At 67.7% G+C, this 19,645-nt stretch carries 14 protein-coding genes; 13 read left to right on the top strand and 1 reads right to left on the bottom strand.

Annotated elements, in window-relative coordinates; all coding sequences use genetic code 11:
* Window positions 1-93 precede the first annotated feature (93 nt).
* The 5 genes from LTA6_RS04585 (at window position 94) to LTA6_RS04565 (ending at window position 6,470) form a co-directional block, all read left to right on the top strand.
* On the top strand, window positions 94-1,404 hold the full coding sequence (locus tag LTA6_RS04585; RefSeq protein ID WP_407358739.1) for an ABC transporter substrate-binding protein: 1,311 nt from the start codon (window positions 94-96) through the stop codon (window positions 1,402-1,404).
* Between the two features lie 2 nt (window positions 1,405-1,406).
* Window positions 1,407-2,369: a carbohydrate ABC transporter permease gene (locus LTA6_RS04580; protein ID WP_407358738.1), complete on the top strand. Its 963-nt coding sequence runs from the start codon at window positions 1,407-1,409 to the stop codon at window positions 2,367-2,369.
* Window positions 2,366-3,307: a carbohydrate ABC transporter permease gene (locus LTA6_RS04575; RefSeq protein ID WP_407358737.1), complete on the top strand. Its 942-nt coding sequence runs from the start codon at window positions 2,366-2,368 to the stop codon at window positions 3,305-3,307. The genes LTA6_RS04580 and LTA6_RS04575 overlap by 4 nt, the downstream gene beginning before the upstream one ends.
* 2 nt (window positions 3,308-3,309) lie before the next feature.
* A complete protein-coding gene (locus LTA6_RS04570) occupies window positions 3,310-5,067 on the top strand; it encodes an amylo-alpha-1,6-glucosidase (RefSeq protein ID WP_407358736.1) in 1,758 nt (585 codons plus the stop codon).
* Between the two features lie 191 nt (window positions 5,068-5,258).
* Window positions 5,259-6,470, top strand: coding sequence for an MFS transporter (locus tag LTA6_RS04565; protein ID WP_363550547.1), 1,212 nt, complete (start codon window positions 5,259-5,261; stop codon window positions 6,468-6,470).
* A 48-nt stretch (window positions 6,471-6,518) separates the two neighbouring features.
* On the opposite strand, the gene LTA6_RS04560 is transcribed toward LTA6_RS04565, so the two are convergent.
* Window positions 6,519-7,175 (bottom strand): GntR family transcriptional regulator, encoded by a 657-nt coding sequence (locus LTA6_RS04560; protein ID WP_341976359.1) that lies wholly within the window; start codon window positions 7,173-7,175, stop codon window positions 6,519-6,521.
* A 147-nt stretch (window positions 7,176-7,322) separates the two neighbouring features.
* Here LTA6_RS04560 and LTA6_RS04555 point away from each other — a divergent pair, with 147 nt between their 5' ends.
* The 8 genes from LTA6_RS04555 (at window position 7,323) to LTA6_RS04520 (ending at window position 19,641) form a co-directional block, all read left to right on the top strand.
* Complete coding sequence (locus LTA6_RS04555; RefSeq protein ID WP_407358735.1) at window positions 7,323-9,410, top strand: beta-galactosidase; 2,088 nt, start codon at window positions 7,323-7,325, stop codon at window positions 9,408-9,410.
* A complete protein-coding gene (gene gcvPA, locus LTA6_RS04550; protein ID WP_407358734.1) occupies window positions 9,407-10,807 on the top strand; it encodes an aminomethyl-transferring glycine dehydrogenase subunit GcvPA in 1,401 nt (466 codons plus the stop codon). The genes LTA6_RS04555 and gcvPA overlap by 4 nt, the downstream gene beginning before the upstream one ends.
* Entirely contained in the window at window positions 10,804-12,420 is a 1,617-nt protein-coding gene (gene gcvPB / locus LTA6_RS04545) for an aminomethyl-transferring glycine dehydrogenase subunit GcvPB (RefSeq protein WP_341976356.1), read from the top strand. The genes gcvPA and gcvPB overlap by 4 nt, the downstream gene beginning before the upstream one ends.
* On the top strand, window positions 12,417-13,967 hold the full coding sequence (locus LTA6_RS04540) for an ATP-NAD kinase family protein (RefSeq protein WP_407358733.1): 1,551 nt from the start codon (window positions 12,417-12,419) through the stop codon (window positions 13,965-13,967). Before gcvPB ends, LTA6_RS04540 begins: the two co-directional genes overlap by 4 nt.
* A gap of 19 nt (window positions 13,968-13,986) precedes the next feature.
* Complete coding sequence (locus LTA6_RS04535; RefSeq protein WP_341976354.1) at window positions 13,987-14,745, top strand: SDR family oxidoreductase; 759 nt, start codon at window positions 13,987-13,989, stop codon at window positions 14,743-14,745.
* 188 nt (window positions 14,746-14,933) lie between these two features.
* A complete protein-coding gene (locus LTA6_RS04530) occupies window positions 14,934-16,106 on the top strand; it encodes an ROK family transcriptional regulator (protein ID WP_341976353.1) in 1,173 nt (390 codons plus the stop codon).
* Window positions 16,107-16,187: 81 nt separating this feature from the next.
* Window positions 16,188-17,675, top strand: coding sequence for a M81 family metallopeptidase (locus tag LTA6_RS04525; RefSeq protein ID WP_341976352.1), 1,488 nt, complete (start codon window positions 16,188-16,190; stop codon window positions 17,673-17,675).
* A 154-nt stretch (window positions 17,676-17,829) separates the two neighbouring features.
* Entirely contained in the window at window positions 17,830-19,641 is a 1,812-nt protein-coding gene (locus tag LTA6_RS04520; protein WP_341976351.1) for a peptide ABC transporter substrate-binding protein, read from the top strand.
* Window positions 19,642-19,645 lie beyond the last annotated feature (4 nt).

Here is a 19,645-nt window from a genome sequence, read left to right as displayed (position 1 = left end):
CCTCTGCGTTTTGTATACAGAATACGAGTACATCCTGAAACGGATGAGAGTTCTGCCCGAACAGGCTCTTCCAAAGACGAAAGAGGTAGCGAGATGGTACGTGCGAACGCGACGCGGTATCTGGCTCTGGGCGCTGCCGGTGCCCTGGTGCTGGGGCTGGCCGGATGCAGCGGCGGCGGCGGTGGCGGCGGAGTGGCCGACGACGGCACGGCGACGGTGGTCTGGTCGACGTGGGGCACAGCCGACGAGCTGACCCGCTTCAACGAGTTCAACAAGGACTTCATGGAGCGTCACCCCGACATCAAGGTGAAGCTCCAGCCGGTCGCCGGTTACGGCGACTACCACTCCAAGCTGCTCGCCCAGCTGACCAGCAACACCGCCCCTGACGTGTTCTACGTCGGCGACGACATGATCGGTCAGTTCGTCGACTCGAAGCGCCTGATGCCGCTCACCGAGCTGATGGAGTCCAAGGACAGTAAGACCAAGCCGGATGACTTCTTCCCCGGTCTGTTCGGCGCCGCCGAAGCCGACGACGAGATCTACGCCGCTCCGAACGACTCGAACCCTGATGCGCTCTGGTACGACAAGCAGGCGCTCGCCGCGGCGGGCATCACCGAAGACCCGGCCGCTCTCGCTGAGGCCGGCGAGTGGACGACCGACAAGTTCCTCGAGATGAACGCGAAACTGCAGGACGCGGGCCTCGCCGGAACGATGTACTGGAACTACTGGGCCACGCACTGGAGCTGGCTCTCGTCGCAGGGCCTCGACGCGCCGTACGACGAGTCCGGCGAGTTCGTCGCCAACAAGGATGCCGACACCGTCGCTGCCGTGCAGGAGTTCGGCGATCTCTTCCAGGACGGCACCTTCGTCGTGGCGGACACGCTGCCCGACGGCGCGGGCGCGGACAGCGTGTTCGTCACGCACAAGGCGGGCTTCTTCGCGCAGGGCCGGTACACGATCGGCACCGTCAGCGCGACCGGCGAGCAGGACAGCTACGACATCGTGCGCTGGCCGACGCCGGACGGCGTCGAGGCCCCGACCGGAGTCGCGACCTCGTTCCTCGCCATCAACGGCAAGACCAAGGTGAAGGACGCGGCGTTCACCTTCTGGACCGAGTTCCTCTCGGCCGAGGGGCAGACGTTCCGCCTGGAAGGCGGCGGAAACGCCGTCCCGTCGATCAAGGGCGCCGACGACGTCGTGCTCGAGGGCGACTACCCGGTGAACGCGCAGACCTTCCTCGACATGCGCGACATCGGCTTCGAGGACTACCCCGCCGAGGCGCGCGTCCCCGGTCTGCCGGTTGCGATCGCGGAGGAGTTCCAGAAGCTCTACGAGGGCAAGGTGGATGCTCAGGCTGCGCTCGATGCCATCGCGGACGTGGTCAAGGAACGGTCGGAGAAGTAGGAGTGACCACTCTCACCGAGCACGAGCGGATGCCGCAGGCCGAGCCTGCGGCATCCGCTCCGCCCCTTCGCAAGGAAGCCGCGTGGCGTCGCCGCGACCGGCTGTGGGGATACATCTTCGTAGCCCCGCAGCTGATCGGGATGGGGCTCTTCGTGGTCCTGCCGTTCGCGGCCAGCCTCGTACTGGCGTTCGCGGACTGGGACGGGCTGGGTGAGCTCAGCTGGGTCGGCCTCGCGAACTTCGTCGATCAGCTTCAGGACCCGCTGCTCGGCCGCGCGATCATCAACACGATGCTGATCGCCGTCATCACGGTACCGATCGGCCTCACCCTCTCGGTGATCGTCGCTGTCGCTCTGGAGAAGCTGAAGACCAGGGCGCTCTACCTCATCCTGTTCTTCTCGCCGGTGGTCACCTCGACGATCGCCGTGGCGATGATCTGGCAGCAGATGTTCCGTGCCGACGGGCTCCTCTCCACCACGATCGGCAAGATCTTCGGCATCACCCCGCCGGACTGGCTGCAGGACCCCAAGCTGGCGCTCCTGGCCGTCTGCATCGTGACGATCTGGTCGTCGATGGGTCTGAACGTCGTGATCTTCCTCGCCGGTCTGCAGAACGTGCCGCCCTCGGTCATCGAGGCCGCACGCATCGACGGTGCCGGCGCGGTGCGCCTGTTCACCAGCATCCGCCTGCCGCTGGTGTCGCCGATCATCTTCTTCTCCTCGGTGATCGCGTTCATCTCCTCGCTGCAGACCTTCGACATCGTCTACGTGCTGGTATCCGGCGGCGGACCAGACAACGCGACGCGCACGATCGTCTACCACATCTACGATCTGGGCTTCGGGCGCTTCGAGTTCGGGCCGTCGAGCGCGGCGAGCATCATCCTGCTCGCGCTCACGCTCGTCATCACCGCGATCCAGTTCGTCGCGCAGAAGAAGTTCGTCCACTACGAGGATGACCCGGCATGAGCCTCCAGACCCCTTCCCTGACCCAGCCCGCCGGTCCGGCGACCGACTCGACCGTCGCCATCGTGGCCCCCGGGTATCGGCAGCGCGGACGCAACGGACCCGGCCGCCGTGGTCGCCGGGCGACCGCAACGCTGCTGCACGTCCTGCTGATCATCGCCGGCATCTCGATGGTGTTCCCCTTCATCTGGATGCTGCTGACATCGTTCAAGACGCTGCCGCAGCTGCTGAAGAACCCGCTCGAGTTCCTGCCGAACCCGTGGACCGTCGAGAACTACACCGAGGCATGGACCGCGGTGCCGTTCGCCCAGGCGTACCTGAACAGCGCGTACATCGCGGTGCTCGTCGTGGTCGGCACCCTGATCACGGCCTCGATGGCGGGCTACGCGTTCGCGCGCATCCGCTTCCGCGGCAGCAGGGTGCTGTTCATCGTGTTCCTGGCGACGCAGATGATCCCGGCGCAGGTGACGCTGATCCCGTTCTACCTGCTGATGTCGAACCTCGGCTGGGTGGACTCGCATCTCGCGCTAATCGTGCCCGGCATGATCGCGAACCCGTTCGCGGTGTTCCTGATGCGGCAGTTCGTGCTGTCGCTGCCGAAGGAACTCGAGGAGGCGGCGATCGTCGACGGGGCCGGACGCTGGCGGATCTTCTGGAGCATCGTCCTGCCCAACCTCAAGCCCGGCCTCGCCGCGCTGTCGATCATCACAGCACTCGGCGTCTGGAACGCCTTCCTGTTCCCGCTCGTACTGCTGAACTCGCCCGACCTGTTCACGGTGCCGCTGCTGCTGACCTCGTTCCAGGGCCAGTTCGGGTCGATCAACTACGGCCTGGTGATGGCGGCATCCGCGATCGCGACCGTTCCGATGCTGATCGTGTTCGTGATCGGGCAGCGCAAGATCCTGAACAGCATGGCCGCCTCGGGGCTGGGAGGGCGTTGACGGTGACGGATGCTGCTGCGCTCGCCACGCTCGCCGGGCGCCACCTCGACCTGATCTCGGCGCCGTTCACGCTTCCGCGCTCGCGCGTGCTGGTGTTCCGCTCCGAGGACGGTGTGCGGGTGCACACTTCGGAGTACGAACGCCGGCTCTCGGATTGCCGGGTGCTCGACGCGCTGGTTGTGCTGGATGCCGAGGGCGAGGAGCTGCCGGTGGCCGACGTGCTGCCGGGGAAGGTGACGTTCGGCCGGACGGAAGGGTGCGATTCGTCTCGCTTCGCTCGCTCAACGACCAGTGGGGATTCCCGGTCGTTGAGCGAGGAGCGCAGCGACGAGACGAAACGCGTGGATCCGCCGTCGACGTCCGAGGCGGAGGTGACGCTGACCTTCGCCGATCCTTCGACGCTGAGCCTCGGCGGCCCCTCCGGGTCGCGGGTGCGGCTGCAGCATCCGGATGGGCGGGTCGAGGAGCATCCGCTCGAGCGCGGCATCCGGCTGCACGTCGCCGCCGACCGTTCTGTGTCTGTCCAACTGGGCGACCACACCGCGGCGCTCGCCGCCACCGACCGGATCTGGAGCGACTGGTTCGCGAAGTGCCCGCTGGTGCGTGACGACCTTCAGGAGATGGCCGCGTTCTGCTGGTGGGTGCTCGGCGCGAACATCGTCGAACTCCCGTCGCTGGGCGACGCGCGGGCCATCGTCCCGTCGAAGATCGGGTACGTCGGTCTCTGGCAGTGGGACGCCTACTTCATCGCCGTCGGGCTTCGCCACGGCGACCCCGAGCTCGCCCGCGAGCAGCTCGAGATCGCGTTCCGGTTCCCCGGCGCGGATGGGCAGCTGCCCGACGTCGTGCACGAACTCGGCGTGCTGGCCACGAGCGACGACCTGCCGGAGAGCGATCGCGCCAACCTGCGTCGGGCCGGCTCGCAGATCGCCGATCCGAGCGCCCCGGTGCCGCTGACCAAACCGCCGCTCGCCGCCTGGGCGCTGCGCAAGGTGCTCGAGGCCGAGGATGCTCCGGACTGGGCGCGCGAGCAGCTCGCCCGCGTCATCCGCTCGCAGGAATGGTGGTTCGCAGGCAGTGACCTCGATCACGACGGGATGCCGGAGTACGGGCATCCGTACTCCTCGGGTCTCGACGACAGTCCGATCTTCGACGGTCCGCTTCCGACCGCTGCGCCCGACCTCGGTGCCTACCTGGTGCGTCAGGATCTGGAGATCGCCGCGCTCCTGGAGCGGTACGAACCCGGTGTCGACGGGACTCGTTTCCGCGAGCGCGCCGCCGTCACGCAGGACCTGCTGCTGCAGATGTGGTCTTCCGATCAGGGGCGATTCCTCGCCTACGGCGGTGGGGAGGCGCAGCTCAGCGACACGATCGTGGGACTGATGCCGCTGCTCACCGGGACGCTGCCGGCCACGATCGCTTCCGCATTGCGTGCGGCCGTCGACGACCCATCCCGGTACGCGCTGGAGTGGGGGCTGCCGACGGTCGCAGCATCCGATCCGGACTTCTCGGCCGAGCGCATGTGGCGCGGCCCGATCTGGGTGAACACCAACACCCTGATCGCCGAGGGGCTGGAGGCATCCGGGTACCCCGAGCGGGCCCGCGAGCTGCGCGAGCAGACCGTGGCGCTCGTCGTCCACGGCGGCGGTCCGCACGAGTACTTCAATCCGCGCACCGGCCAGAAGGCCGACCGTGCGACCACCGCCTTCGGCTGGTCGGCCGCGCTGTTCATCGACCTCGCGGTGGGGCTGTCGCGGTAGCCCCTCTCCCGCGTTCACAGAGCGCAAAGGGCTCGATTTTGGTCCGGAATCGAACCCTTTGCGCTCTGTGAACGGGGCGGATGCCGAGACGGATGCCGGGGCAGAGTCCGGGATGCCTATATATAGCAGGACGATTTACTAAAACGGGCCCTCGGGTCCCAGGCCTCTGCTTAGATGATCGGGTGCAGAAGATGGATGAGACCCGGAGCGCGGGTGTCGGGGCGTTGCTGTGGTTGGCCGTGGCGACCTTCTCGATGGGGATCGACGGGTATGTGCTCGCCGGGCTCCTGCCGCAGATCGCCGACGACTTCGAGGTCACCGAGGCGGCTGCCGGGCAGCTCATGACGGTGTTCGCGTTCACCGGTGCCGTCGCCGGACCTCTGCTCGGCGCGCTGACCGGGCGCTGGGAGCGCAAGGCCACCATCATCGGTTCGCTGGCCGTGTTCGTCGTCGGCAACCTCATCGTCGCCCTCGCGCCTTCCTACGCGTGGGCGATGACCGGTCGCGTGATCTCCGCCCTGGGCGGCGGGCTGCTGAACGCCGTGATCGCCGCCTACGTGATCGCGAAGGCGCGGCCCGAGCGCCGCGGGCGCGCGTTGTCGCTCGTCATGGGCGGATGGCTGGCGGCGACCGCGCTGGGTGTGCCGATCGGGCTCGTGGTCGGCCAGCAGGACTGGCGCGTTCCATTGTTCATGGTCGTGGGTGCCGGAACCGCAGCACTCGTCGGGATCATCCTGAGAGTGCCGCGCCTGCACCTTCCGCCGCTGAAGTTGCGGGAATCCCTTCGGCCGTTGACGCAGGGGAACATTCTCTTCGCCCTGCTGATTCCGGCTGGCCTCATGTGCGCGAGCTACTTCTGCTTCACCTACGCGACGCTGATCTTCGTCCCCCGGGTGGGAGACGGATTCGGGATGATCGCCGTGATGTTCGGGTACGGGATCGTGAGCCTGGCCGGCAACATCATCTCGGGACACCTCACCGACCGCATCTCGCCGACCCGCGTGATCACCCTGATCATCGGCTCGCTCATCGTCGCGGCGCTCCTGGGCGCGGCCGGACTCCTCCTCCCGGGTGTGCTCGGAGCGACCGCCGCGGTGCTGTGGTTCGTCGCCTGCGCGTTCTTCAACGGCGGATCCGGGGTGCCGCTGCAGGCGCGCCTGGGCGCGATGGCGCCCGAATCGGCGGCCTTCGTGCTCGCTCTCAACGGCAGCGCGATGTCGATGGGCAGCGCATTGGGCAGTGCCCTGGGCGGGCTGGCGCTGACCGTCGGAGTCGCCGCCGACAGGCTCCCGCTGCTGTCGGCCGGAATCGTCGCGCTGACCCTGGTGCTGCACCTGATCAGCGTCCGGTCCGTGGCGCGGGCCGATGCTCGTGAGGTCAGTCCGCTCGGCGCGTCGGTCTGAGTCTTCCTCGGGGGCGGGGCGTGAGCCCGCTCAGCGCGTCGGTGCGAACTACGCCGTGAAGTAGGAGCTCGTGGCGTTGTCGAGGATGCGCTTCATGCCGTGCATCCAGTTCACCTTCAGCGCCTCCACGGCGGCCGGAACGTCGCCGGCGGCGAGGTGCTTCGCGATCGCGGCGTGCTCGGCGGCGACGCGCTCGACCTTGACGTCTTCCGGCACGAGCAGCGACTCATAACGATGGAACGAGCTGCGCACGCTCTCGATCACCGCGAGCAATCGTGAGTTCGGGCAGGCCGAGAGCATGACCGAGTGCCACTCGTCGTCCTTGGTGATCACGAGCTGATGCTCGACGAGTTCGTCGGCGAATGAGGCAGCGAGCTCTTCCAGCTGCTTCCCGATCCGGCGCAGGTCGTCGGGTGGGGTGAGCTCGAGGGCGAGGCTCTCCAGCGCAGCCATCACCGGCGCGAGGTCTTGGAACTCCGAGGCGCTCAGCGGTACGAAGCGGAAGCCCTTGCCGTTCTCGCTCTCGATCTGTCCTTCGGACTCCAGAGCGATGAGCGCTTCACGCAGAGGGGTGCGGCTGACACCGAGCTCCGTGGCGAGCTGGACCTCGTTGATGCCCTCGCCCGGCTGGACGAGCCCCGACCTCATGCGGGCCAAGAGCTCTTCGCGAACCTGCGAGCGCAGGTTCTTGCGTTCGATGGCCATGGCATCCCTTCTGCGTCATGCCTGCCGTCAGCCTATGGGTTGACGACCCTGGGGTGACGATCTAGTGTGGTGTATACAGAATACAGCGGCCTCGACGAATGCGCCAGAGCAATGTCGGAGCGGCGAAAGACTCAGAGAGGAGCCGTCGTGGCCGAACCCAGCGGTGACCAGTCGATCCGGCGCGTGCGACTGAACGCTCTTGCCTACGGCGGTGACTACAACCCCGACCAGTGGTCGGAGGAGACCTGGCACGAAGACATCCGTCTGATGCGCGAAGCCGGCGTCAACATGGTGAGCCTGCCGATCTTCAGCTGGCCGCAGCTCGAGCCCGAGCCCGGCGTCTACGACTGGGAGTGGCTCGACCGCATCATCGATCTGCTCTGGGATGCCGGAATCGCGATCGACCTCGCCACGGCCACCGCCACGCCGCCGTCCTGGCTGCTTCGGGCGCACCCGGAAATGGCGCCCTGGGATGCCGACGGGCACCGACTGGAGTTCGGCTCGCGCCAGACCTACTGCCCCTCGTCGCCGATCTGGCGCGAGAACGTCGCCCGCATGACGCGGGCCATGGCCGAGCGCTACGGCAAGCATCCGGGACTTGCCATGTGGCACATCTCGAACGAGTACGGCGACCACACCTCCCGCTGCTGGTGCCCCGAAACGGCGAAGCACTTCCGCCGCTGGCTGGAGAACCGTTACGGCGACCTCGACGGGCTCAACGAAGCCTGGGGCGTGAACGTATGGGGTCAGCGATACACCTCGTGGGAGCACATCGAGACGCCGAAGAAGGCGCCGGGGCCGATCAACCCCACCCAGCTGCTCGACTTCGAACGGTTCAGCTCGGATGCTCTGCTCGAGCTGTTCCAGATCGAGATCGACGGGCTGCGCGAAGTCACCCCCGACATCGCCGTCACCACGAACTTCATGAGCATGTTCCGCGACCTGGACTACTGGGACTTCGCCGCCGTCGAAGACGTCGTCACCGACGACGCCTACCCCGAACCCGCCGACCCGACCTCGCACGTCGGCGCCGCCCTCAACTACGGCCTGATGCGCTCGCTCAAGGGCGGGCAGCCGTGGCTGCTGCTGGAGTCCTCGGCGAGCGCGACGAGTTGGCGCGATGTCAACGTTCCGAAGGCGCCGGGCAAGATCCGCGTCGAGAGCCTGCAGGCCGTCGCGCACGGGTCGGACGCCGTGATGTTCTTCCAGTGGCGCCAGGCCAAGTACGGCCAGGAGAAGTTCCACTCCTCGATGCTCGGCCACCGCGGCGAGAAGTCCCGCAGTTTCCAGGAGACCAAGGCGCTGGGCGCCGAGTTGAAGCTGCTGGAGCCCGTCCGCGGCACCCGGGTGCGCTCCCGCGTCGCGCTCGTGGTCGACTGGGACTCGTGGTGGGGCTCCAGTGCCACCGAGTCGCTGCCCTCGCAGCGGTTGCAGTGGGCGCGCCAGGCGAGGGAGTGGCACCGGGCGCTCTACACGCTCGGGCAGCCGGTGGATGCTGTCCGTGCCGTCGGCCCGTTCGACGCCTACGACGTGGTCGTGGTGCCGAACCTCTACATCGTCGAGCAGCCGCAGGCCGATGCGCTCCGCGCCTTCGTCGAACGCGGCGGGCACCTCGTGGTCGGTCCGTTCTCGGGCGTGGCGGACGCCACCGAGAAGGTGCACGACGGTGGTGCTCCCGGTCTGCTGCGCGATCTTCTCGGCATCGAGGTCGACGAGCAGTGGCCGATCGCCGACGGCCTCACCGAGCAGATCGACTACGCCGGCGAGACCCTCACCGTTCCGAGCTGGAGCGAGTGGATCGAGGCGGATGCCGACGTCGAGGTGCGCGGTCGCTACACGAGCGGCGAGCTGGACGGCCTCCCCGCGGTGACCCGACGCCCGGTGGGGAACGGCTCTGCCTGGTACCTCAGCGCGATGGTCGACCCGGACGGGATGCTCCCGCTCTTCCGCGACGTGCTGCGCACCGCCGGCATCCCGGCCCGTGATGCGACCGACGTGGACATCGAAGTCGTCACCCGTGCCGACGACACCACCGACTACACGTTCGTCCTGAACCACGGACGCAACCCGGTGACGTTCCACCTCGACATGCCCGGCACCGACCTGCTCACAGGCATCCGTCATGAGGACCGTCTCGAGCTCGGCCGCTTCGGCGTCGTCGTGCTCGCCGCGCCGCGCTCCGCGGCCATCCCCTTTCCGACCCTCATCCGCACACCCGTGAAGGAGGACGCATGACGACTGAAGCTTTCGTGCATCCGTACATCCCCAACACCGCCCCCGACGTCAAGCAGGCGATGCTCGACGCCGTGGGTGCGGCATCCGTCGAGGACTTCTACGCCGACGTCCCGGAGAAGCTGCGTCTGCGGCGGCTGCTCGACGTGCCGGCTCCGCTGCCGGCCGAGCAGGATCTCGCACGTCATGTGCGCGGCATCCTCGCGAAGAACCGCTCGACCGAGGAGCGACTGAGCTTCCTCGGCGCGGGGACGTACAACCACTACGTGCCCGCCGTGGTCGACGAGGTGATTCGGCGGAGCGAGTTCCTGACCGCATACGCGGGCGAGCCGTATGAAGACCACGGGCGATTCCAAGCGCTCTTCGAATACCAGTCGCTGATGGCTGAGCTGCTCGCGATGGATGTCGTGAACGTGCCGACGTACGACGGCTATCAGGCCACCGCCACCGGACTCGCGATGGCCGGCCGGCTGACCGGCCGCCGCCGGGTGCTCGCGCTCAGCGACGTGCTGCCGGAGAAGCTCTCGAAGGCGCACGACTACACCCGCACGGGTCTCGACATCGAACTGATCCCCACGGCAGACGGCACCGCCGACCTCGTGGCGCTGCGGAGCCGTCTGGATGACGAGGTCGCCGCCGTCTGGATCGAGACGCCGAGCGCGACCGGCGCCGTCGAGACGCAGCTGAGTGTGATCGCGGAGGCCGCGCATGCGGTGGGCGCGATCGTCGTCGTCGGCACCGACCCGATCGGGTACGGCGTGCTGACCCCGCCCGCGATGCAGGGTGCCGACATCGTCACCGGCGACATCCAGTCCCTCGGCCTGCACCAATGGTTCGGCGGCGCTCACGCCGGATTCATCGCCGTGCACGACGACCCGCGTTTCGTGATGGAGATGCCGTCACGACTGTTCGGTTTGGAATCCACTGACGTGCCGGGTGAGTACGGCTTCGGCGACGTCGCCTACGAGCGCACCTCGTTCGCCCAGCGCGAGGAGGGCAAGGAATGGGTCGGCACCGCAGCGGCGCTGTGGGGGATCGCCACCGGCGTGTACCTCGCGCTGATGGGCCCCGCCGGCATGGCCGAGCTCGGTGAGCTGCTTCTGGCGCGCACCCGCTACGCGCAGCAGAAGCTCGCCGCGATCCCCGGTGTGACGCTCGGCGACACCGCGCTGCACCTGCGCGAGTTCACGGTGCGGTTCGGCGGCGTTCGCGCCGCCGACATCGTCACCGCGCTGCGGGCGCAGGGCATCGAACCGGGCGTCGTCGTCGACGAGCAGACGCTGCTCGTGTGCGTGACCGACGCGACCTCTGCCGCCGACATCGATCGCCTCGCGGCAGCACTCACGGACGCGCTCGATACCCACGGCACCACTGACACCTCGAAGGAGCACGGCGCATGAGCCTTCCCGTCGCACCCAAAACCAGCCCGCGCCGATTCCAGCAGGCCAGCTGGGACGAGCCGATCGTGTTCGAGCTGTCCACCCCCGGCGAGCGCGGCATCGCGATCACGCCTGTGGAATCCGCCGTGCGCGACGCGGTCGGTGATGTCGTGGCATCCCTGCCCGAAGGGATGCGCCGCCCGGCGCCGCCCGCGCTGCCCGAGATCGCGCAGATGCGGGTGCTCAAGCACTACCTGCGTCTGTCGCAGGAGAACCTCGGGTCCGACCTGAACGTCGACATCGGCCAGGGCACCTGCACCATCAAGTACTCCCCGAAGATCAACGATCAGCTCATTGAGGTGCCGCAGCTGCGTGCGCTGCATCCGGAGCAGGACCCCGCCGACACCCAGGGCGCGCTGGAGATGATCTGGCGCCTTGAGCGGTTGATGGCGGAGATCTCCGGGATGGATGCCGTCTCACTGGCCTCCCCCGGCGGGTCGGCCGGGATCTGGACCAACATCGCGATGATCCGCGCGTACCACGAGTCGCGCGGCGAAGGCGATCAGCGCGACGAGGTCATCACGACGATCTTCAGCCACCCGTCCAATGCGGCGGCCGCGAAGGTGGCGGGGTACAAGATCATCACGATCTACCCCGACGCCGACGGCTACCCCGATCTGGACGCGCTGAAGGCCGCCCTGTCCGAGCGCACCGCGGCGATCATGGTGACCAACCCCGAGGACACCGGCATCTACAACCCGGCCATCACCGAATGGGTCGACGCCGCGCATGCCGTCGGAGCTCTCGCCTCCTACGACCAGGCCAACGCCGCCGGTATCCTCGGCATCACCCGCGCCCGCGACGCGGGCTTCGACGTGTGCCAGTTCAACCTGCACAAGACGTTCTCGGCGCCGCACGGAAGCGGTGGACCGGGTGCGGCGGCCAACGCCGTCACGGCAGAACTCGCGCCCTTCCTGCCCGGCCCGCGCGTCGAGCAGGTCGACGGCCGCTTCGTGGTCCGCGAGCCCGGCGACCTGTCGATCGGGCACGTCGCTCCGGCGCACGGCGTCATCCTGCATGTGGTGCGTGCCTACGCCTGGATCATGGCGCTCGGCGCGGAGGGCATGCTGACCGCCTCGCAGATCGCCGTCCTGAACAACAACTACCTGCTGAAGAAGGTGCTCGAGATCCCGGGTGCATCCGCGCCGTACGCGACCGGACGCCGCCGCATCGAGCAGGTTCGCTACTCATGGCAGGAGCTGTTCGAGGACACCGGCATCACGTCGGAGGAAATCGGCATCCGCATGGCCGACTACGGCTTCCACTACTGGACGAGCCACCACCCCTACGTCGTGCCGCAGCCGTTCACCCTGGAGCCCACCGAGTGCTACTCGAAGGCGGAGATGGACGAGTACGTCGCCGCCCTCGCCCGCGTCGCCCAGGAAGCGCGGGAGAACCCGGAGCTCGTGCGCACGGCCCCGCACAACCAGACCGTGCATCACACCCATCACGACGATCTCGACGACCCGGAACGATGGGCGGTCACCTGGCGCGCCTACCGTCGCAAGTACTTCGGCGAAGTGCGGGCGGATGCCGTGGTGCAGCCGATCCCCGAGGGCGTCGGCGTCGCGTGATCGGACTGGTCGTCAATCCTGTCGCCGGAGTCGGCGGGCCTGCGGGCCTCGCCGGCTCCGACGGCGCGGATGTGCAGCGCCTTGCGGCAACGCGAGGTGCGCATTCGCGCGCGCAGGAGCGGACGGCCACGGCGCTGGCGGTTCTTCGGGCGCAGCATCCCGGGCTCGTCATCCTGACGGCCGCCGGCGCGATGGGGGCGGATGCCGTGCGCGCTGCCGGCCTCGTGCCGCGGGTCGTGTACGCGGCAGGCTCTACGACCGCGGGCGCAGCCGCCCTGCCGACCGATGCTGCCGACACGACGGCTGCGGTCGCCGCCGTCGCCGCCTCCGGGGCCGACCTGGTGCTCGTCGTCGGTGGCGATGGGACGCTGCGCGATGCCGCGGCAGCACTCGTCCGGCCGCGGCTTTCGGGTGCGGATGCGACGGCCGCCCCGTTCATAACTCAGGAAGAATCGCCCGAGCTGGACCGTTCTCGGGCTGATTCGGCCGATTCCGGCACGTCTTTCCGGAGTCATGAACACCCGGCAACGGAAGCCTTTTCCTGGTCGTTGAGCGAGGGAGCCCTCGGCGACCGAGACGAAACGCGTCATTCAGCGTCGGACGCCGATCCGTCGCCTTCCGACGTGTACCACGTGCAGGACGAAAGAACAGATGCAGGACGAAACGCCGAAGGATCGTCCGACATCCGTGCATCCGTCCTGCAAGTGGCACAGGAGGCCGGGATGCCGGCGGCGACCGGGATCGTCCCGGCGGCCGGTATCGTCCCGGCGACCGGTATCGTCGCGCCGGCGGTCCTCGGCATCCCTGCCGGGGTGAAGATGTACTCGCCGGTGTTCGCTGTCAGCCCCTCGGCGGCCGGAGCGATCGCGGCCGATTGGGTCTCGCAGGGCGGCCTGCCCACCGCCGATCAGGAGGTGCTCGACATCGACGAGGCGGCGATGCGTCGTGCCCGGGTCGAACCCGTTCTGCACGGGATGCTCCGGGTACCGTTCCGCAGCGGTCGCACACAGGCACGCAAGGCCGCGACTCCCACGAGCGAAGCCGCCTCCGTGGCGGCGGCCGCCCGCGGAGTCGTCGGACTGATGCGACCGGGCATCCGTTACCTGCTCGGCCCCGGCGGCACCACCGCCGAGGTCGCCAGACAGCTCGGCATCGAGGGCACCCCGCTCGGCGTGGACGTGGTCCTCGACGGCGTGATCGTCTGTGCGGGCGCCAGTGAGAACGAGCTCCTCGACGAGATCGCTCGGGGGCCGGCGCAGGCCGTGATCACGGTCATCGGCGGCCAGGGCTTCCTCCTCGGCCGAGGCAACCAGCAGCTCTCGGCATCCGTGCTCTCCCGGCTCGGCGATGACCCGCTTGTCGTGGTCGCACCCGAGCAGAAGCTCATCGACCTGCACGGTCGGCCTCTCATCGTCGACACCGGCGACCTCGACCTCGATGCGCGGCTGTCCGGACACATCCGCATCGTCACGGGCGTCGGCACCAGCAGTCTGTACCCCGTCATCGCGCCGGAGCTGCAACTCGCGGCATCCGCGCTGAACCACTGAACCCCTGAAAGGAACCATCATGCGTCTGGAGAACAAGAAGGCCATCGTCACCGGCGGAGCCGGCGGCATCGGTCGCGCCACCTGTCTCGCGCTCGCCGCGGAGGGCGCATCCGTCGCCGTCGTCGATCTCAATGCCGAGGCCGCCGAGGCCGTTGCGGCCGAGATCCGCGCCGCAGGCGGAACGGCGATCGCCATTGCCGCCGACGTCTCCAGCGAGGCCGACATCGAGCGCGTCGTGGCCGCCTCCGTCGCCGAGTTGGGCGGCGTGAACGTCGTCTTCAACAACGCCGGCATCATCCGTCGCACCACCGCGGTCGAGACCACCGTCGAGGAGTGGGACCGCGTGTTCGGCGTCAACGTGCGCTCGATCTTCCTGATGTGCAAGCACATCGTGCCGATCATGGAGGCTGCGGGCGGCGGCTCGATCATCAACACGGGTTCCGGATGGGGGCTCAAGGGCGGCGGCCAGGCGATCTCGTACTGCGCATCCAAGGGCGCCGTCGTGAACATGACCCGCGCCCTGGCGATCGACCACGGTCCGGCCGGCATCCGCGTCAACTCGGTCAACCCCGGCGATGTGAACACCGGAATGCTCAGTGAGGAGGCCCGTCAGCTGGGGCAGGACCCGACCTCATTCCTCGCCGAGGCCGCCGACCGTCCGCTGCGCCGGATGGGCGAGCCGGGCGAGGTCGCCCAGGCCGTGGTCTGGCTCGCGAGCGACGAGTCCTCGTACGTCACCGGATCGGCTCTGGTCGTCGACGGCGGCGGGATCGCCTAGCGACCATTCCCGTGCTCGTTCCCGTCGCAGTTCGTGCGGGTGTGCGGCCGGCCGGGCGACGTCAAGGGCGACCGGAGCGGGGCGCGGCGGATGCGGTGGGGATGCGCGGGCGGGCCGGATCCGTGACATTACTCCAGTCTTATGAGTATCTTTGTTTGATCAACGGAACAAGATGATTCGAGGACACCGTGACCCCGGCGACACAGACCCTGCATTCCGAGGGCGAGCTCTTTCGGCTGGTGCGCACCGGCCGTGCCCAATCCCGCGCTGATCTGGCGCGCCTGACCGGACTGTCGGCGTCGACGGTCGCGCTCCGGGTCGAGGAGCTCATCTCCCACGGCTTCATCGAGGAGAACGGCCAGGGCGAATCCCGGGGAGGGCGTCGTCCGCGAGTGCTGGCAGTGAAGGGCGGCGGCAGCGTCGTCGCCGGCGTCGACCTCGGTGAGCGCCACGCGACGATCGCACTCCTCGACCGCCGGGCGGACATCGTCGCATCCACCGTCGTGCAGGTCTCGCTGTTCGACGGTGTCGAGAGCGTCGTCAGCCAGGTCTGGGAGTTCGCGCAGCAGTTGGCGGCGGAGCACGATGGCCTGCGCATCGAGGGGATCGCGATGAGCCTGCCCGGTCCCGTGGATTCGCGCACCTCGCGGCTGCTCGCCCCCACCCGGATGCCGGGTTGGAACGGTGTCGACGTGGGCGAGGTCCTCGGATCCGTCACCGGTCTGCCGTACCTCATCGACAACGACGCCAACGCCATGGCCGTCGGCGAGTACATCGAGCGGGGCGGCGACGAGAAGCAGCTGGTCTTCGTCAAAGCCGGCAGCGGAATCGGCTGCGGGATCATTCTCGATGGCGCGGTGTACCGGGGGTTCCGCGGGGTCGCCGGCGACATCAGCCACGTGGCGTTGCACAACGCCCCACCGATCATCTGCTCCTGCGGTCGGGTGGGCTGCCTCGACGTGGTCGCGAGCGGAGCGGCGATCGTCGATGCGTTGAAGGAAGCGGGCGTGTCGGTGGAGACGCTCGACGACGTCCTCGCCCTCGCGCAGGACGCGCACCCCAAGGCCACGTCGCTGCTGCGAGAGGCCGGCGCTCGAACGGGCGAGGTGCTCGCCACCATTATCAACTTCTTCAACCCGCAGGCGCTGGCGCTCGGCGGACGGCTCGCCACGGCCGACGCCTTCGTCGCGGGAGTCCGGCAGGCGCTGTTCACGCTCTGCCTGCCGATGTCGACCGATTCGCTCGAGATCGGCGTGAGCCGAGCCGGTGCACTTGCCGGCGCGCGCGGCGTCGGCTGGGAGCTGTTGGAGCGGATGCTCGACCCGGCGCGAATCGATGAGGAACTGCGCACACCGGCATAAAGTGCGGCAATCGATCTAAGTTTTCGCGGATTCGGATCAAGTATTGCGTTTGGCTTCGAGTGGAGCCCTAAACTCGTAGGCATGACGGAAACCCCCTCGCGCCCCCGCATCGCGATCGCCGGCATGGCGATCGAGTCCAGCACCTTCTCGCCGCATCGAGCCGGCGAACGGGACTTCCAGCGCGTCGAGGGCGACGATCTGGTGAATCGCTACGACGCCCTGCGCGACGGTGAGCTCACGGACCGTGCCGATTGGCTGCCCGTCTACTACGCGCGATCGATTCCCGGCGGTGCGGTGCTCCGCGAGGTCTACGACAGCATCAAGGCGCGGATCTGCGACGGTCTTGCCGAACTCGTCGCCGACGGTGCGACGCTCGACGGATTGTTCTTCGACATCCACGGCGCGATGAGCGTCGTCGGGATGGATGACGCCGAGGGCGACCTCATCAGCGCCATCCGCGCGGTGATCGGACCCGACGTCGTCGTCTCCGCATCGATGGACCTGCACGGCAATGTTTCGCGGACCCTCGTCGAGAACGTCGACATCATCACCTGCTACCGCCTCGCCCCGCATGAGGACACCTGGGAGACCCGCGACCGCGCGATCCGAAACCTCGTCCACGCTCTGGAGGACGGCGTCACGCCGCACCGAGCCTGGGTGCGTGTGCCGATCCTGCTTCCCGGCGAGAAGACCAGCACTCGCGTCGAGCCGGCCAAGAGCCTGTACGCCCGCATCCCGGAGATCGAGGCGCGTCCCGGCATCACGGATGCCGCGATCTGGATCGGCTACGCCTGGGCGGACGAGCCGCGCTGCCACGCCACCGTGGTGGTCACCGGCGACGACGAGGCGGCGACCGCGAGTGCTGCCGAGGAACTCGGGCGGGCGTTCTGGGATGTACGCGACGACTTCGAGTTCGTCGGCCCTCCGGGAACCCTCGATGAGGGAGTGGCCGCGGGGCTGGCGGCATCCGACACTCCGTACTTCATCAGCGACTCGGGCGACAACCCCGGCGCCGGCGGCACCGGCGACGTCACCTGGACGCTCGCGCAGCTGCTGCAGAAGCCGGAGCTCACCTCTGACGATGCGCCGGTGACGCTCTGCGCATCGGTGTTCGACAAGGGCGCCATCGACGTCCTGCGCGCCCATGGGATCGGGGATCGGGTCTCGGTCGAAGTCGGCGCGCGCATCGACAGCGGGCCGCATGGTCCCGTGGTCGTCGACGGGATCCTGCACAGTCTGCAGGAGGGGGACGTGGATGCCGGTGGCATCGCCGTGATCCGGGTGGGCGGCCTCCACGTGATCGTGACGGAGTTCCGCAAGGCGTACCACGACGTCTCGGACTTCACGTCGATCGGACTCGACCCGGCATCCGCGCAGATCGTGGTGACGAAGATCGGCTACCTCGAGCCCGAGCTCTACGCCATCATGCGCGGCTGGACGCTGGCGCTCACCCCCGGTGGCGTCGATCAGGATCTGGATCGACTCGGTCATCACCGGATCGAGCGGCCGATGCACCCCTTCGATGCTTTCGCGGAGTCTCCGGACCTGAAGGCCGAGATCGTTCGCTGAGCGAAGCCGTCGAGTTTCTTCGATTGCGAACTAAGTAAGTTACTCAAACGTAACAAGGCTGACCATTTTCCCGTACTTACTTCGGGCATGATGCAAAGTACGTCACATTTCGGACGAACGTCTCCCCGGTGAGGCGTTGAACAAGGAGGTTTCTATGCGAACTCAGTCGCTGCGTCGCCGGTTGCTCGCCCCGCTGGGCGCGCTTGCCGTCGCGACCCTCGCCCTGACCGCCTGTCAGGCGGGCACGCAGGGCGGCAACGGAGCAGAGTCCGAGAAGGACTCGGTCAGCTTCGCGCTCCAGGTGGGCACCGGACCGAACTGGATCCTGCCGATCTCGTCGCCCGACAAGATGGCCACGCACAACAGCGCCATCAAGGCGACGATGTGGCCGCGCCTGTTCGAATACAACGGCGTCGACGGAGAGATGGGCTGGGACGAGCTCGCCTCCGCCGCGAAGTCCTACGAGTTCTCCGAGGACCAGAAGACCATCACCATCACGCTCAACGACCTCGACTGGTCTGACGGCGAGCCCGTCACCTCTCGTGACGTGGAGTTCTGGTACAACCTCGTGCGCTTCAACGGCGAGCGGACCGGCGGTTACTCGGCCGGTCTCATGCCTGACAACATCGTCGCGTTCACGACCATCGACGAGAAGACCTTCTCGCTGACGATGGACAAGGTCTACAACGAGGAGTTCCTCCTCGGCAACCAGCTCAGCCTCATCTACCCGATGCCGCAGCACGTCTGGGACAAGACGAGCGCCGACGGCGAGATCGGTGACCACGACCGCGACGCCGCCGGTTCGACGCAGGTGCTCGACTACCTCTTCTCCGAGGCCGAGGACATGAAGACCTACGCCACCAACGAGCTGTGGAAGACCGTCGCCGGCCCCTACACGGTGAAGAGCTGGTCGGACTCCGGCCTCGTCGAGCTCACCGCGAACAAGAAGTACACGGGTGAAGACAAGCCCAGCATCGAGAACGTGGAGTTCCTGCCGTTCACCTCGGCAGACGCCGAGATGAACGTCGTGCGTTCCGGCGATGTCGACTACGGCTACGTCACCAGCTCGCAGCTGACGAACGAGAAGCAGTTCACAGACCTGGGTTACAGCATCGAGCCGTGGGCCGGTTGGTCGATCACGTACATGCCGTACAACTTCGCCAACCCGACCAAGGGCGCCTTCTACAAGCAGCTCTACGTGCGTCAGGCGCTGCAGCAGGCCATCGACCAGGAGACCATCTCCGAGGTCGTGTGGCACGGTGCGGCCACCCCCGACTACGGTCCCATCCCGCAGACGGCGGACTCCATCGGTCTGTCCGACGTGCAGAAGAACAACCCGTACCCCTTCGATGTGAAGGCGGCCGCGAAGCTCTTCACGGACAACGGCTGGAAGAAGAACTCCGAAGGCACCCTCGAGTGCGTGGATGCCGGAGCCGGCGCCGGACAGTGCGGCGAGGGCATCGCTGCCGGTGAGAAGGCGGAGATCGTCGTCACCACCCAGAGCGGCTCGCAGGAGACCGACAACATGATGGCGGAGATCCAGTCCTCGCTCGGCAAGGTCGGCGTCAAGATGACGATCGACTCGAAGCCGCTGGACAGCGTTCTCACCCAGGCCCAGGAGTGCAAGACCGGCACCACCTGCACGTGGGAGCTCGTCTTCTTCGGCACGGCAGGCAGCTGGTACTTCCCGCCCTACGCCACTGGTGAGCGCGTCTTCGCGAAGGACACCAAGTGGAACGCGGGACAGTACGACAACGCCGAGGCCGAGGAGCTCGTCCAGGCGATGGCGTTCTCGACCGACCCCGAGATCGCCAAGAAGTACTCGGAGTTCCTCGCCACCGACCTTCCGGTCATGTGGATGCCGAACCCGGTCTACCAGGTCTCGGTCGTCCGCGACGGACTCGACATCGCCCACCAGGACCCGGGTGCGTCGTTCCTGCCGCAGCGCTGGTCCTGGACCAAGTAACAGG

It is taken from the genome of Microbacterium sp. LTA6, from assembly GCF_045690355.1.
Lineage (GTDB): Bacteria > Actinomycetota > Actinomycetes > Actinomycetales > Microbacteriaceae > Microbacterium.
Note: the sequence above shows the minus strand (reverse complement) of the source record. Positions and strands in the feature narration are given on the sequence as shown.

Bases quoted from the DNA above. Each gene is read 5' to 3' on its own strand.
- LTA6_RS04585 (WP_407358739.1), top strand. From the start codon at position 94: ATGGTACGTGCGAACGCGACGCGGTATCTGGCTCTGGGCGCTGCCGGT.
- LTA6_RS04575 (WP_407358737.1), top strand. From the start codon at position 2,366: ATGAGCCTCCAGACCCCTTCCCTGACCCAGCCCGCCGGTCCGGCGACC.
- LTA6_RS04565 (WP_363550547.1), top strand. From the start codon at position 5,259: ATGGATGAGACCCGGAGCGCGGGTGTCGGGGCGTTGCTGTGGTTGGCC.
- LTA6_RS04560 (WP_341976359.1), bottom strand. From the start codon at position 7,175: ATGGCCATCGAACGCAAGAACCTGCGCTCGCAGGTTCGCGAAGAGCTC.
- gcvPA (WP_407358734.1), top strand. From the start codon at position 9,407: ATGACGACTGAAGCTTTCGTGCATCCGTACATCCCCAACACCGCCCCC.
- gcvPB (WP_341976356.1), top strand. From the start codon at position 10,804: ATGAGCCTTCCCGTCGCACCCAAAACCAGCCCGCGCCGATTCCAGCAG.
- LTA6_RS04535 (WP_341976354.1), top strand. From the start codon at position 13,987: ATGCGTCTGGAGAACAAGAAGGCCATCGTCACCGGCGGAGCCGGCGGC.
- LTA6_RS04525 (WP_341976352.1), top strand. From the start codon at position 16,188: ATGACGGAAACCCCCTCGCGCCCCCGCATCGCGATCGCCGGCATGGCG.
- LTA6_RS04520 (WP_341976351.1), top strand. From the start codon at position 17,830: ATGCGAACTCAGTCGCTGCGTCGCCGGTTGCTCGCCCCGCTGGGCGCG.